Source organism: Nonomuraea sp. NPDC049421, from assembly GCF_040677005.1.
GTDB lineage: Bacteria > Actinomycetota > Actinomycetes > Streptosporangiales > Streptosporangiaceae > Nonomuraea > Nonomuraea salmonea.
Window position 1 is genome coordinate 17,861 of the sequence record NZ_JBFAQA010000041.1, and the last position, 13,108, is coordinate 30,968.

General features: G+C 71.6%; 13 protein-coding genes. 8 read left to right on the top strand and 5 right to left on the bottom strand.

Features of this window, described 5'->3' with window-relative positions:
• Positions 1–18 precede the first annotated feature (18 nt).
• Positions 19–2,211: a transglycosylase domain-containing protein gene (locus AB0K18_RS44760; protein ID WP_364927502.1), complete on the bottom strand. Its 2,193-nt coding sequence runs from the start codon at positions 2,209–2,211 to the stop codon at positions 19–21.
• 593 nt (positions 2,212–2,804) lie between these two features.
• On the opposite strand from AB0K18_RS44760, the gene AB0K18_RS44765 reads away from it, so the two are divergent.
• The 6 genes from AB0K18_RS44765 (at position 2,805) to AB0K18_RS44790 (ending at position 7,247) form a co-directional block, all read left to right on the top strand.
• Positions 2,805–3,446 (top strand): hypothetical protein, encoded by a 642-nt coding sequence (locus AB0K18_RS44765; protein WP_364927505.1) that lies wholly within the window; start codon positions 2,805–2,807, stop codon positions 3,444–3,446.
• Between the two features lie 103 nt (positions 3,447–3,549).
• The gene (locus tag AB0K18_RS44770) at positions 3,550–4,263 is read left to right on the top strand and encodes an ABC transporter ATP-binding protein (protein WP_364927507.1); all 714 of its coding nucleotides are present in this window, start codon (positions 3,550–3,552) and stop codon (positions 4,261–4,263) included.
• On the top strand, positions 4,260–4,949 hold the full coding sequence (locus AB0K18_RS44775) for an ABC transporter permease (RefSeq protein WP_364927510.1): 690 nt from the start codon (positions 4,260–4,262) through the stop codon (positions 4,947–4,949). Before AB0K18_RS44770 ends, AB0K18_RS44775 begins: the two co-directional genes overlap by 4 nt.
• A 4-nt stretch (positions 4,950–4,953) precedes the next feature.
• The gene (locus tag AB0K18_RS44780; protein ID WP_364927513.1) at positions 4,954–6,048 is read left to right on the top strand and encodes a sensor histidine kinase; all 1,095 of its coding nucleotides are present in this window, start codon (positions 4,954–4,956) and stop codon (positions 6,046–6,048) included.
• Entirely contained in the window at positions 6,048–6,656 is a 609-nt protein-coding gene (locus tag AB0K18_RS44785; RefSeq protein ID WP_364927515.1) for a response regulator transcription factor, read from the top strand. Before AB0K18_RS44780 ends, AB0K18_RS44785 begins: the two co-directional genes overlap by 1 nt.
• Before the next feature lie 33 nt (positions 6,657–6,689).
• Positions 6,690–7,247, top strand: coding sequence for a DUF488 domain-containing protein (locus tag AB0K18_RS44790; RefSeq protein ID WP_364927518.1), 558 nt, complete (start codon positions 6,690–6,692; stop codon positions 7,245–7,247).
• Here the strand turns inward: AB0K18_RS44790 and AB0K18_RS44795 are convergent.
• Genes AB0K18_RS44795 through AB0K18_RS44810 form a run of 4 tightly spaced genes read right to left on the bottom strand, consistent with a single transcriptional unit; the run spans position 7,217 to position 11,158 of the window.
• Complete coding sequence (locus AB0K18_RS44795) at positions 7,217–7,537, bottom strand: DUF4387 domain-containing protein (RefSeq protein WP_364927520.1); 321 nt, start codon at positions 7,535–7,537, stop codon at positions 7,217–7,219. The two genes, AB0K18_RS44790 and AB0K18_RS44795, sit on opposite strands and share 31 nt — an antisense overlap.
• The gene (locus AB0K18_RS44800) at positions 7,534–8,907 is read right to left on the bottom strand and encodes an acyclic terpene utilization AtuA family protein (protein ID WP_364927523.1); all 1,374 of its coding nucleotides are present in this window, start codon (positions 8,905–8,907) and stop codon (positions 7,534–7,536) included. The genes AB0K18_RS44795 and AB0K18_RS44800 overlap by 4 nt, the downstream gene beginning before the upstream one ends.
• Entirely contained in the window at positions 8,904–9,869 is a 966-nt protein-coding gene (locus AB0K18_RS44805; protein ID WP_364927525.1) for an NAD(P)-dependent oxidoreductase, read from the bottom strand. The genes AB0K18_RS44800 and AB0K18_RS44805 overlap by 4 nt, the downstream gene beginning before the upstream one ends.
• Positions 9,866–11,158 (bottom strand): MFS transporter, encoded by a 1,293-nt coding sequence (locus AB0K18_RS44810; RefSeq protein ID WP_364927527.1) that lies wholly within the window; start codon positions 11,156–11,158, stop codon positions 9,866–9,868. The genes AB0K18_RS44805 and AB0K18_RS44810 overlap by 4 nt, the downstream gene beginning before the upstream one ends.
• Positions 11,159–11,261: 103 nt before the next feature.
• On the opposite strand from AB0K18_RS44810, the gene AB0K18_RS44815 reads away from it, so the two are divergent.
• Positions 11,262–11,981 (top strand): GntR family transcriptional regulator, encoded by a 720-nt coding sequence (locus AB0K18_RS44815; protein ID WP_355423781.1) that lies wholly within the window; start codon positions 11,262–11,264, stop codon positions 11,979–11,981.
• The gene (locus AB0K18_RS44820) at positions 11,978–13,072 is read left to right on the top strand and encodes a tartrate dehydrogenase (RefSeq protein ID WP_364927530.1); all 1,095 of its coding nucleotides are present in this window, start codon (positions 11,978–11,980) and stop codon (positions 13,070–13,072) included. Before AB0K18_RS44815 ends, AB0K18_RS44820 begins: the two co-directional genes overlap by 4 nt.
• Positions 13,073–13,108 lie beyond the last annotated feature (36 nt).

Consider the following 13,108-nt stretch of genomic DNA (forward strand, 5'->3'; position numbering starts at 1 on the left):
GACCTCAGCCGCCTGACCTCAGCCGCCGGCCTCGCCCAGCGAGTCCTCGGGCAGCGCGGGATCGCCGCTGTCGTTCAGCGGATCGTCGCCCTGGTCGGTCGGCGTGTCGTCGGGCTGACCAGAACAGGCCGGGTCGTCCGCGCAGGCCGAGTCGGTGGGGGCGTCGTCGATGCCGTCGTCCACGTCGTCCTGGACGCCGTCGTCCACGGAGTCGTTCACGCCGTCGTCCACGCCGTCCTCAGGACCGTCGGTGGGCTCGTCCGACGGGTCCTTCGTCGGCTTGGGGTCTGGCGCGGTCACCAGGTCGTGCTCCTGCCCGGAGAACGACGGCGGCGGGAACTCCTCGACCGGCTTGCCGGCCATCGCCACCGCCATGAAGTCCCGCCAGACCTTGGTGGGCGTGCCGGCCCCCTCGATGCTGCCCAGCGAGACCTCGCGCTGCAGCACGTACCCGTTGGGATCACGCAGGACCTTCCCGGTCTTCGGGTTCGTCTGCGGCACCTCCTTGTACATCCCGACAGCCGTGGACAGCTGCGGGGTGTAGCCGACGAACCACGCCTCCTTGTTCTCGTTGTTGGTGCCGGTCTTGCCGGCGATCGGCCGACCGCCGGGCAGCGCGGTGCCCCTGGCCGTGCCCGACCTGACGACCTGCTGCATCGCGTACGTCGCGTCGGCCGCGCTCTCCGGGCTGATGACCGGCTTGGGCGGGTCGACCTCCTTCATCACGGTCTTCCCGTCGGCCGCCTTGACCGCGACGACCACGTGCGCGTCGTGGTGCACGCCGCCGTTGGCGAAGATGCCGTACCCCGTCGCCTGCTGCACGGGGGTGACCAGACCCGCGCCGATGGACATGCCGTACGCGTGGGTCTTGATCGCCTCTTCGAGGTTCTTCTCGCTGATCCCGGCGTCCTCGGCGATCTTCGCGACCTGCTCGAGCCCCACCTCCTGCGCCATGGTGGCGAACGCGGTGTTCACCGACTGGGCGGTGGCCTGGTCGATGCTCACGGCCGCGCCGAGGTCGTGGGAGTTGCGGATCGGCTTGGTGCCGGGCAGCGTGACGGGGCCCTTGCCGGAGACGCGGCTCCTGAGGCTGTAGCCCCGCTCCAGCCAGGCGGCCAGCACGTACGGCTTGAACGCCGACGCCGCCTGCTTGTAGGCGTCGAAGGCGTTGTTGGTGAAGCTCTTGAGATAGTCGTGGCCGCTGTAGAAGGCGATCACCCGGCCGTTGCGCGGATCGACGGCGGCCATGTTCGCGCGGATGTGCTTGTCGCCGAGCGCGCGCAGGTTGCTCTCCACCGCCTTCTTCGCGGCCAGCATGAGCTTCCTGTCGAACGTCGTCGTCACCCGGTAGCCGCTGATGCTCAGCGCCTTCTTGTCGATGCCCCGCGAGGCCAGCTCCCGCTGGACGATGTCGACCATGTAGCCCTTGATGCCCTTGAAGGTCTCCACCTTCTGCTGCCGGGCCAGCTTCGGGAACTTCGCCGTCTTGGGCAGGTCGCCGTACCGCGCCGGGTCGACCTTCGCCATGCCGTCGATGGTGTACGCGAACCGCTCCCGCGTGAGCGCCCAGTTCTTCTCCTGCTCGGCCTTGTCGAAGCGGTCCGGCTGCTGGGTGCGTCCGGCCAGGTAGGCGGCCTCGGCGGGGGTCAGCTCGTCGACGTCCTTGTCGAAGAACGCCTGGGCGGCGGCCTGGATGCCGTTCGCGCCCCGCCCGATGTAGATGGTGTTGAGGTAGTTGGCGAGGATTTCGTCCTTCGACATCTCCTGGTTGGCGCGGATCGAGACGAAGATCTCCTTGACCTTCCGCTGCACGGTCCGTTCCTGGCTGAGGCCGTCGTAGTAGCCGCGCGCCATCTCCTGCGTGATCGTCGAGCCGCCCTGCACCTGCTGGCCGGTGAGCGTGCTGTACGCCGCGCGCATGATGCCCGAGATCGAGAAGCCGGGGTCGGTGCGGAACGACCGGTTCTCGGCGGCGATGAAGGCGTCCTGCACGTGCCGGGGGATCTTCGAGATGGGGACGATCTCGCGCTTGGTGCCGAGCCTGGCCAGCTCGGTCTTGCCGTCCCGGTAGTAGAGGATGCTGCCCTGCTCGGTGGCGTGCTCCTGCGTGTCGGTCGGCAGCGGCGTGTTCGCGTACGCCACCATGATCATCCCGAACAGGCCGGTCACCAGGACCATGATGCCGAGCACCACGGCCTTCCACCCGGGCACGAACCGCCGCCACCCGGTACGCCGCCCTCCGCCACCGTCACCGTCACCCCGCCGCGGCTCCTCGCCGGCCGCGTCCGCCCGGCTCTGGGCAGACGCGCGAGAGGTGGACGCACCAGGGGCGGACGCAGGAGGGGCGGACGGGCGGCGACTGGACGGGCGCCGCCGCCTGCTCTGACGCGCCGCGGGCCGGGGCCGCTCCTGGGCGTCGTCCGGCCGTCCGGACGGCTCCGGTTCGTAGCTGTCGTAACTCACAGGTCCCTATTCACTCATCCGGCGACAAGATCCGCAGGAGAAATGCGACATTTTGCCTCTCCCTAACGGTTAGCCAAGAGATAGCGCTCACCTCTACGGGTGTCAAACTCGTGTGCGGGCTGTGATCGGTCGTTCGCCTCCAACGAGGCGTGGGGAAGGCCGGTACGCGCACCACGACCGCCCGCGGAACGGCACATCCCCTTCCAGGCCCCGGCAAAGCCGGATGAGAACTGCTCGGCGCCAAGCCAGCCGCAATAGAGGCGGCGCATCTGTAAGCAATGTGCAAGCCCCGATTCCTACGATGGCGGCCCCTGCCGACCCGACAATTTTAGGAGGCCGCGATGTCCGTTCCGGCGGTGCCGCCTCAGCGTGATCCGTCATCGAAACAGCGCGGCTGGCGGAAACTCGGCGATAATGTGAATACATTGGCAGGCGTACTCGCCGGCCTTTTGGCCCTCATCGGCGTGCTCGCCGGATTCTGGTCGTTCATCAAGCCTGACGCGACCGATGCGCCGCCCGCCAGTCCCACCGGCAGCCCTGCGACTCACGTCCCCACGGAGCCGGCCGCTGTCCCGCCTACGGCGTCGACTTCCGCCACGCAGCAGCCCCAGCAGCCGAGAACGCCGGAGGTGCGCAACCGCACCCCGCAGGGCTCGCCGGCCACGATCACGAGAGACTACGGCCTCGACCTCGACTCCACAGCGCCCAACTGGGGAGTCGGTGGCTACAACTTGGACATCGTGCATACGGCGTCAGGTCTTCTGCACTGGCCCGGAGACGCCGTCAAAATCGACCAGCCCGGCCCCGACCATGCCGTTTGCCAGAGCGCGACCCAATATTACGACCGCTGGGAAATCAACACCCTCGAAGTGGGCACCCAGTTCTGCGCCCGGACGGGCGAACGCAGATTCTCCTGGGTCGAGCTCGTGGAACGAGGTTCGACTTACATTCGCGTGAACATCGTCACCTGGGAGAAGCAATAGGGTGCTCGCCCGCCCCGGTGCATCCCGCCATCACCCGAACGGAGGATGCCGGGTGACGTGACGGGCGATGCCGCCGCGAGCGGGGCGGCGGGAGCCTTGAGGCATGGAAGCCATCGAGGTCAAGGACCTGCGCAAGGTGTACGGGAGCACCCCGGCCGTGGACGGCGTGACGTTCACGGTGCACGCCGGTGAGATCTTCGGGATCGCCGGCCACAACGGGGCGGGCAAGACGACCACCGTCGAATGCCTCATCGGCCTGCGGCGGCCCGACGGGGGCAGCGTGCGGGTGCTGGGGGAGGACCCGTCGCGCCGCCGCCGCGCCGTGGCGCAGCGGATCGGCGTGCAGCTCCAGGAGGGCGCGCTGCCGGAGCGGATGAAGGTGGCCGAGGCGCTGCGGGCGTACGCCGCCTTCTACCGCGCCCCCGCCGACTGGCGGCAGGTGATGGAGCGCTGGGGGCTGGGCCCGCTGGCGCGCCAGGCGTACGGCGACCTGTCGGGCGGTCAGAAGCAGCGGCTCATGCTGGCCCTGGCGCTGGTCGGCGACCCCGAGGTGGTGGTGCTCGACGAGCTGACCACCGGCCTCGACCCGGTGGCGAGGCGCGAGACCTGGCGGCTGGTGAACGACCTGCGGGCGTCCGGCACCACGGTGGTGCTGGTCAGCCACTACTTCGACGAGACCGAGGCGCTGTGCGACCGCCTCGCGATCCTCGCGCGCGGCCGCGTCCAGGCGGCCGGCTCCCCTGAGGAGATCATGGCGGCCACCGGCACGGGGTCGCTGGAAGAGGCGTACTTCGCGCTGGAAGGAGCGGACCGATGAGAGCGTTCGGCGCACTGGTCACGACGGAGCTGCGGCTGCTGCTGCGCGACCCCGCCTCGGTGTTCTTCATGATGGCCTTCCCGCTGATGCTGCTGGTGCTCAAGCGCGGCGACAGCGGCGCGGTGCCCGGCTACGTGGCGATGATCGCGGCCATCGGCGGCATGGGGGCGCTGCCGGGGGTGGTGGCCTCCTACCGGGAGCGCAAGGTGCTCAAGCGCTTGGCCACCACGCCGGTCTCGCCGCTGCTACTGCTCGGAGCGCAGCTCGTGGCCCAGGTGACGGCCGCGCTCGCCGGGTCGGCGTTGCTCATCGTCACCGCGATCACGGCGTTCGGGGCGGCGGCGCCGCGCAGCGTGCCGCTGCTGGCGCTGGCGTTCGTGCTCTGCTCGGTGACGGTGTGCGCGCTCGGCTTCGTCATCGCCGCCGTCGTCGGCAACGCCAGGGGCGCGAACCTGGTCGGCATGCTGGTCATGTTCCCGATGATCTTTCTGGCGGGTGCGGCGGTGCCGCGCAGGGCGCTGCCCGACTCGCTGCGGCAGATCGGCGACTTCCTGCCGCTGACCCCCGGCGTGGACGCGCTCACCAGCGCCTGGTCCGGCACCGCCGCGCTCTTCCCGATGATGATCCTGATCGGGATAATCGTCGCGGGCACGGCTGTGGCCGCGGCGCTGTTCCGATGGGAGTGACGAGGTGAACGTCTGGGAGGCGCGCTGGCTGCGCGCCTTCCACGTGCTGTTCTACGCCTGCCTGGCGCTCGGCCTGGTGCTGTCGTTCGGGGCCGGCTCCGCCCCTGGCCCGCTGCCGCTGGCGCTGCTCGCCGCGCTGACCGGCTGGCACTGGTTCTTCGTCGGGCGCAGGCCCGAGCGGCTCGGCCGGCTCAACCCCATGGCCCTGCACGTCGCGGTGCTCTGCGGGCTGTACGTCGCGCTGGTGACGGCCGACCGCTCGTTCGACGTGGTGATCTTCGGGCTGATGCCGCAGCCGTACCTGATGCTGCCCTCGCCCTGGTCGTACGCGGGGGCGGTGGCGACGATCCTGTGCACGTTCGCCGCCAGGGGCTACCTCGACGACCCCGGCGCCCTGTGGCAGCTCGCCGGCAGCTCGGGCCTGGTGGTGGCGATCGGGCTGTTCGTCGCGTACGTCTCCCGCCAGAGCGCCCAGAACCGCACGGTCGGCGTCCTGGAGGAGCGGGCCAGGCTGGCCAGGGAGATCCACGACACCATCGCCCAGGGCCTGAGCGGCATCATCACCCAGCTGGAGGCCGCCGAGCAGGCCATCGAGGACACGCCCGACCTGCCGGCCGTACGCCGCAGGATCGCCCTCGCCAAGGACCTCGCGCGGGACAACCTCCGCGAGGCCCGCCGCTCGGTCGACGCGCTGCGCCCAGGCCCGCTGCAGGACGCCTCGCTGGAGGCGGCGCTGGCGGAGGTCGCCGCGCGGTGGTCGCACGCCCATGGCACGACCGCCGGCGTGGCCGTCGAGGGCACGCCCAGGCCGCTGCCGCCCGAGGTGACCGCCACCGTGCTGCGCACCGCGCAGGAAGGTCTGGCAAACGCCGCCAAGCACGCCCGCGCCGGCCGGGTGGCGATCACACTGACCTACATGGACGACGAGGTGACGCTGGACGTGTACGACGACGGCACCGGCTTCGACCCCGGAGCGGGCACGCGGGGCTACGGCCTGGCCGCCATGCGCGAGCGGGCCGACGGCGTGGGCGGCACGCTGACGGTCGAGTCGGCCCCGGGAGAAGGGACGGCCCTGTGCCTGCGCATCCCCTCAAACTGATGATCGTGGACGACCATCCGGTGGTCCGCGACGGCCTGCGCGGCATGTTCGACGGCGTCGGCGACATCGACGTGGTGGCCGAGGCGGGTGACGGGTTCGAGGCGCTGGCCATGGCCAGGCGGGCCCGGCCGGACATCGTGCTGATGGACCTGCGCATGCCCGGCCTCGACGGCCTCGGCGCGATCCAGCGGCTGCGCGCCGACCATCCGGAGATCAAGGTGATCGTGCTGACCACGTACGACACCGACGCCGACGTGGCGCGGGCCATGGCCGCGGGCGTGGCCGGCTATCTGCTCAAGGACGCGCCCAGGGACGAGCTGCACCGCGCGGTGCGCGCCGCGGCGGCGGGCGGCGCCGTGCTCGCCCCGTCGGTCGCCTCCGCCCTCATCGGCCGCCCGCCCGCGCAGGACCCGAGCCCGCGCGAGCTGGAGGTGCTGCGCCTGGTCGCGCGGGGCGCGGCCAACAAGGAGATCGCGCGGACCCTGCTGATCAGCGAGACGACCGTGAAGACCCACCTCAAGCACGTCTTCGCCAAGCTCGGCGTGGACACCAGGGCCGCCGCCGTGGTCGTGGCCCTGGAACGCGGGCTGATCGGGCCCCCGCGCTAGCGTGGAGGTGTGCTCCTCGGGGGAGGCGACACGATGACGAACCGCGTCCGCACGCTCGGCCACTCCAACCGCACCTTCGACGAGGTGCTGGAGATGCTGCGCGCCCACGACGTCACCTGCCTGGTGGACGTCCGTTCATACCCGTCGTCGCGCAAGTTCCCGCAGTGGAACCAGCCGGCCGTCACCGCCGCGCTGCCCCCGGACATCGGCTACCGATGGATCCGCGAGCTGGGCGGGCGGCGGCACACGCCACAGGGCGTCCCGAGCCCCAACGGCGCGTGGGAGGTCAAGGCGTTCCGCGACTACGCCGACCACATGGCCACCCCCGAGTTCCGGCGCGGCCTCGACGAGCTGCTCCGGCTCGCCGAGCACGAACGACCGGCGATCATGTGCAGCGAGGCCGTGCCATGGCGGTGCCACCGCCGGCTGATCACCGACGCGCTGATCGTGGCCGGCGTCGAGGTCGTGCACCTCATGTCGGCCACGTCGGTGCGACCCGCGCAGCTCAACGAGCACGCGCGGGTCCGCGACGGGCTGCTGACCTACCCGCCGCCCGGAGATCAGGGCGCCAGCGCCGCCAGCGGCACGTGATGCTGGCCCGCGTGGATGTCGCGATCCAGCGGGCCGCCCTGCGGGGTCGGGCGGGGGAAGGAGACCTTCACCACGTGCAGCGCCGGGATGCGGAAGATCCGCACGTCGGCCGGGACGAGCGCGTAGAGGCGGGCGATGACCTGCCCGTTGATGAAACCCTCGTCGGCGACGATCGCGTAGCCCTCCGCGTCGCGCATGAACAGCTCCATCGTCACCCAGAACGGGCCCGCGTTCTTGGAGCGCACCTCCAGGGCGAGGTCGCCCAGCGTGGGCCTGCGGTCGCCGGTCATCGGGAGACCCCCTCGGGCGGCTCGATGCGGAACATCTCGGTCGGATCGTCCACGGCCACCACGTGGTTGAGCACGAACGCGTACGCGGGGCCGCGCTCGGTCTCGGCGGGCGACGTGGGGAAGGCCAGGCTCGGCAGGTAGTCCATGCCGGGCGTCGGCAGGTGCAGCATCAGCGGGTTCGCCACCTTGGCGATGGCCGTGGCCGTCGCCTGGTCGGGCGCGTTGACCAGCAGCATCACCCCGACCTCGCGGGGCGGCGCGGACGAGGGGTCGAGGTCGCCCAGCACGGCGTTGTAGCCGTAGGGGCGGATGTCCACGACGTAGGCGTCGGGGTCGAGGCCGAGCGTCTGGCGCACGCGGGCGGTCAGCACCTCGTCCAGCAGCGCCAGCCAGGCGTCGATGTCGCCGAGGATGAGCGGGTCGCGGATCGCGGTGAACGACATCGTCTCGTAGCCGGTGACGCGGGCCCCTTCGAGCTTGATCGTGTGCGGGGCGGGCTCGAAGCGCGACCCCTCCACGCGCACCCGGCGCTCGTCCAGAGCCGTGTACGTGGCCTCGTCCACCACCAGCGTGCCCGCGGGCTCCCGCATCCGGTACGGGTCCACGGTCTCGTACAGCATGTGCGCCGCCACCGACGTCGGCGTGCACGCCACGGCCGGGTCCAGCGGCTCGATCGTGAAGCCGCCATGGTCGATGGTCGCGAGCACCCCGCCGGAGCGCGGGTTCGTCGTGCACTGCCCGCCGCACTCCACGATCTTGGCCGCGTGCCAGGCCGGGCCCGCCGGGAGGCCCTTCATCAGCGGGTACGCCGCCGCGAGCGCGGTGTCGGTGGCCCGCCCGGCGAGCACGACGTCCGCCCCCGCCTCCAGGGCCGCCACGATGGGCTCGTGCCCCATCATGCCGACGATGTGGGTGCAGCCGTCGAGCGTGGCGGCGTCCAGGTCGCCCATGGGCGGCAGCGGGTGGACGCGCCCCTCGTTGAGCCGCTCCTTCAGCGCGTCGGCCCGCTGCTCGCTGTAGACGCGGGCCACCTTCAGGCTCAGGCCCTCCTCGCGCAGGATCGTCCCGGCGATGCCGGCCACCCAGTCCACGCCCGAGTCGGTGCCGCTGGTGCCGCACGAGCCGACGATCAGCGGGATGCCCGCGCCGGCCGCGGCGCGCAGCAGGATCCGCAGGTCGCGGGCGACGGCCGCGGCGGTCGTCTTCGGCGTGCCCGAGCCCAGGTAATAGGGGCCCGAGTCGGTGGAGCCTGCGTCGAGGGCGATCACGTCGGCCCCGAGCTCGATCCCGCGGTCGATGGACTCCGGCGGGAATCCCGCCCCCAGCATTCCGCTGGGTGCCAGGACCCTGATCGCCTCGGTACTCGTCATGATGTCCTTTCTGTAAGCACATGGGCGTTGAGCGAGGAACGGGGATGTCCGCGTAGCGCGGCCACGAGTTCGCGGGCGCCGTCGACGCCCGCGGCCCTGCGCGCCTCGGCGGTCTGCCCCGCCAGGTGGGAGTAGACGGTGATGCCGGGCACGCCGCGCAGCGGGCTGCCGGGCGGGAGCGGCTCGGTCTCGGCGACGTCGAGCGCCGCCCCGGCGAGCCGGCCCGCGCGCACGGCGGCGGCCAGGGCCGCCTCGTCCACGATGGGGCCGCGGGCGGTGTTGATGAGGTGCGCGGTGGGCTTCATCAGGACGAGCGCGGCGGCGTCGATCAGGTGCCTGGTGGCGGGGGTGAGCGCGGTGTGCACGGACAGGAAGTCCGACTCGGCCAGCAGCTCTGGCAGGGCCACGAAGCGTACGGAGGGGTCGAGATCGTCCTTGACGCCGGTCGTGCAGAGCACGCTCATCCCGAACGCCCGCGCGAGCGGCGCCACGGCCCTGGCCGCCGCGCCGTAGCCGAGCAGGCCGAGCGTCTTGCCGCGCAGCTCGTGACCGTCGTCGCGAGGCCAGCGGCCCTCCTGGACGCCGGTCGCCACGGGGACCAGCCGGCGTGCCTGGGCCAGCAGCAGGCCTATCGTGTACTCGGCGACCGCGTTCGCGTTGACGCCGGGCAGGTTGCTCACCGAGACGCCCGCGCGGGTGGCCGCCTCGACGTCCACCGAGTCGTACCCGACGCCGGTGCGGACGACCGCGCGCAGGGCGGGCGCTCGCGCGAACACCTCGGCCGTCATCGGCTCGTTGGCGATCAGCGCGCCCGCGCAGCCGGTCAGGATGGAGACCAGCTCGTCCTCGCTCCGGGGGCCGCGCAGCGGGTGGTGCCGGGTGGCGTGGCCGGCGGCGCGCAGGAACAGGTCCGCCTCGTCGCCGGGCGCCAGGTAGTCGGTGGTGATCAGGATCGTGCTCATCGTGTGCCTTCCTTGAGGCCCGCCGCGCGCCGCCGCCGGTCGATGTGCACGACCAGCACGGCGGCGACGGCGGACAGGATCGCGATGTGCAGGAGCAGCAGGTGCCAGCCGGTGAGGTCGACGGCCAGGCCGACGAGCCCGGGCCCGGCGATGCCGCCGCTCGCCCAGCCGACCGTGTAGAGGCCGCTGTACGTGCCGAGCACGCGGCTCGACGGCGCCAGGTTCCACAGCACGACGACCGCGTTGATGGTGAACGCCGCCGCGCCGGCCGCGGCCACGCACATCGCGACCACGGTCACCGTGGGGTCGCGGAACAGGGACGCGAAGGCCAGGGCCAGGGTGAAGACCGCGATCCCGGCGGCGATCACCCGCAGCCGCCCGAACCGCTCGGCGAGGAACGCGGCGGGGAAGGCGGCCGCGATGTACGCGATGCCGCTCGGCAGCGTCAGCCCGCCCGCCTCGCCGTCGGACAGCCCGAGCACCTGCACGCCGTACGGGGTGAGCAGCGAGCGCGAGGAGAACCAGGCCGAGGCGAAGACGAACACGGCGACGATCAGCAGCACCCGGCTCCGGTCAGGATCGACCAGGACGTCACGGATGATCGACCACATCCGCACCTTGACGGCCGCCTCACCGTTCGCCGCCTTGCCCGCTTCGGCGTCCTCGGCCAGCGCCGCCTGGTAGGCGGGGGAGCGGCTGTCGCGCACCCGCCAGACCAGCACGCCCGCCGCCACCAGCATGAGCGCGGCGGGGACGGCGAAGGCCAGCTTCGGATGGTCGTCCACCAGCAGCAGGCTGACCAGCGCGGCCACGATCGTGGTCAGCGCGGAGGCGGTCTTCACGGCGGCGTTGGCCCTGCTGCGGCGCTCGGGCGCGATGAAGTCCGGCATGAGCGACTCGCTGACCGGCCGGAAGCTGTTCATCACCAGCGCGTACAGGAAGATCACCAGGATCAGCCAGCTGAGCGAGGTGGCGTGCGGGATGAGCAGGAACAGCCCCGCGCCCACCGGCATCAGCACCGCCAGGTACGGGATGCGGCGCCCCCAGGAGGTGCGGGTGTTGTCGGACCTGTTGCCCATGTAGGGCTGGATGAAGACGCCGAGCAGGTTGTCCATGCCCATGAGCAGGCCGATCACGGCGGCGCTGGCGACGTGGTCGCGCAGCAGCTCGGGGACGCGGTTGTCGTAGAAGTTCCAGGTGGACTCCTGCGCGAAGACCGCTAGAGCCACATAAAAGGTGATTTTTCGGGTGCTTGTGGGACGGCCTTCGGCTCGCGTGACGCCGGTCATGACGTCCTCCTCGGGGGTGGGGGGCAGGAGTCACGATGGCTTGCTATAGCAAAAATGTCAACGATGGCATGTCGATTTGCCATAGCGATGTTAGGGTGATCGCATGAAGGTCAACGCCACCACCGGTGCCGAGACGCGGGCCGACCACGCCTACCAGGCCCTGCGCGAGGCGATCGGCAGCGGCGCGCTGCGCCCCGGCCAGAAGGTGACCGAGCGCGGCCTGGCCGAGCGGCTCGCGGTCAGCCCCACCCCCGTGCGCGAGGCGCTGCGCCGCCTGGAGCAGGACGGCCTCATCGAGCGCACCGGCCCCCGCACGGTCGTCGTCGCCGAGATCGCCGAGCGCGCCATCGACGACCTGGCCGAGGTCGAGATCGGCCTGCGCGGCCTGGTGGCCAGGTTCGCCGCGAGGAACGCCACGCCCGAGCAGCTCGACGCCCTCGACGCGATCCTCGACGCCGCCGACGACCTGCTCATCGTCATCGTCACCCGGCACGGCAAGGGCGAGGACGTCGAGCGCCACCTGAGCGCGCTGCTCGACCGCATGCAGGAGTTCAACGACACGGTCAACGCCTGCGCCCACAACCCGGTGCTGATCAGGCTGCTGGAGCAGACCCAGGTCTTCTCCCGCTCCGAGCGCCGCGCCCTGCGCCTGGAGCGCATCGCCGAGGACCACCGCTTCGGCCTCGACCGCTACGCCACCCACCGCGCGCTCGTCCGCGCCCTGCGCGAGCGCGACTCCGCGACCGCGGAGCGCCTGGTCATCGAGGACGCCCAGGGCGGGCTCGCGGCGCTGCGCACCCGGCCACGAAAGGAGCAGGCATGACCCACCGCATCGCGGTGATCCCCGGCGACGGCATCGGCACGGAGGTCGTCCCGGAAGGGCTGCGCGCGCTGGAGGCCACCGCCGCCGTCTTCGGGCTCGACCTGAGCTTCGATCACTTCGACTTCGCCAGCGCCGCCTACTGGCAGCGCCACGGCACGATGCTGCCCGACGACTGGCAGGACGTCCTCGGCTCCTACGACGCCCTCTTCTTCGGCGCCGTCGGCCGGCCCGACGTCGTGCCCGACCACGTGTCGCTCTGGGGCAGCCTGCTGCAGTTCAGGCGCACCTTCGACCAGTACGTCAACCTGCGCCCCTGCCGGCTCATGCCCGGCGTGCGCAGCCCCCTGGCCGGCCGCGAGCCAGGCGACGTCGACTTCCTCGTCGTCAGGGAGAACACCGAGGGCGAATACTCCTCGATCGGCGGCCGCATCTTCGAGGGCACCGAGCGCGAGACCGTGCTGCAGGAGACCGTGATGACCCGCGTCGGCGTCGACCGCGTCCTGCGCTACGCCTTCTCGCTCGCCGAACGGCGGCCCGCCCGCCACCTCACCTCGGCCACCAAGAGCAACGGCATCTCGATCTCCATGCCCTACTGGGACGAGCGCGTCGAGGCGATGGCCGCCGAGTTTCCCGAGGTCAGGCACGACAAGTGCCACATCGACGCACTGGCCGCGAACTTCGTGCTGCATCCCGACCGCTACGACGTCGTCGTGGCCAGCAACCTCTTCGGCGACATCCTGTCCGACCTCGGCCCGGCCTGCACCGGCACCATCGGCATCGCCCCGAGCGCCAACATCAACCCCGACGGCGCCCACCCGAGCCTGTTCGAGCCCGTCCACGGCTCCGCCCCCGACATCGCCGGACGCGGCATCGCCAACCCCGTCGGGCAGATCTGGTCCGCCTCGATGATGCTCGACCACCTCGGCCACCCCGACGCCGGCGCCCACCTGCTGCGCGCCATCGAGGACGTCCTCGCCGCCGGCCCCGCCGACGCGCCGCTCACCCCCGACCTCGGCGGCCACGGCACCACCGTCGAGCTCGGCCAGGCCGTCGCCGCCCGCGTCAGGGAACGCCGCCCCGATACGCCATGATTTCGTCGCCACAGCAGCAGCACGCCGCCTGGGTGC